We start from the raw sequence: 1,060 nt of genomic DNA on the forward strand, positions 1-1,060 counted from the left end.
GCCTCGATTCCTCGCACGATCTGCTGCAGTCCCTGCAGGCGATGCGCGGCGGCGATTTCTCGGTTCGGATGCGTGGCGATTACCTCGGTATCGACGGCAAGATCGCGGACGCCTTCAACGAGATCGCGACCGCCAACGAGCGCATGGCTCAGCAATTGGCGCGCGTCGGGCAGGTCGTCGGCCGCGAGGGGCAAACTCGCCAGCGCGTCAATTTCGGCCTCGCCAGCGGCGCGTGGGCCGATATGGAAAGCTCGGTCAACACGCTGATCGACGACCTCTTGTGGCCGACCCGCGAGGTCACCCGCGCGGTCGCCGCCGTGGCGCAGGGCGATCTGCTGCAAACCGTTCAGCTCGATGTCGAGGTCAGGCCGAAGTGCCCGGCGTCGCGGGCACCTGGAAGGATCTGACCGAGAGCGTCAACTCGATGGCCAACAATTTGACCGGCCAGGTCCGCAACATCGCCGAGGTGACGATCGCGGTCGCCAACGGCGACTTGTCGAAGAAGATCACGGTCGACGTTCGCGGCGAGATCCTGCAGCTGAAGGAGGCCATCAACACGATGGTCGATCAGCTGCGCTCGTTTGCTTCGGAAGTGACGCGCGTTGCGCGTGAGGTCGGCACCGACGGCAAGCTCGGCGGCCAGGCGATCGTGCCCGGTGTGGCCGGCACCTGGAAGGACCTCACCGATTCCGTGAACGCGATGTGCGGCAACCTGACCGCCCAGGTCCGCAACATCGCCAATGTGACCACGGCCGTGGCGCGCGGCGACCTGTCGCGCAAGATCACGGTCGACGTGTCAGGCGAAATCCTCGAGCTGAAAGACACCATCAACACGATGGTCGACCAGCTCAACGCCTTCGCGTCCGAAGTGACGCGCGTGGCGCGCGAGGTCGGCACCGAAGGCAAGCTCGGCGGCCAGGCCAACGTGCTCGGCGTCGCCGGCACCTGGAAGGACCTCACCGACAACGTCAACTTCATGGCCTCGAACCTGACCGCGCAGGTTCGCAACATCGCAGGGGTCACCACCGCGGTCGCCAATGGCGACCTGTCGAAGAAGATC

The 1,060-nt window shown here is 65.5% G+C and carries 2 protein-coding genes; both read left to right on the top strand.

Translation table 11 applies throughout. The features are described 5' to 3' along the window. A partial coding sequence (locus tag ACJH7A_RS30675; RefSeq protein WP_406803342.1) for a hypothetical protein occupies positions 1–407 on the top strand: 407 nt, incomplete at its 5' end. Continuing rightward, positions 374–1,060 (top strand): HAMP domain-containing protein (locus ACJH7A_RS30680; protein ID WP_406803343.1); only part of this gene is annotated, 687 nt, incomplete at its 3' end. The genes ACJH7A_RS30675 and ACJH7A_RS30680, both read left to right, overlap by 34 nt.

The organism is Mycobacterium sp. SMC-17 (assembly GCF_045310915.1).
Taxonomy (GTDB): domain Bacteria; phylum Actinomycetota; class Actinomycetes; order Mycobacteriales; family Mycobacteriaceae; genus Mycobacterium.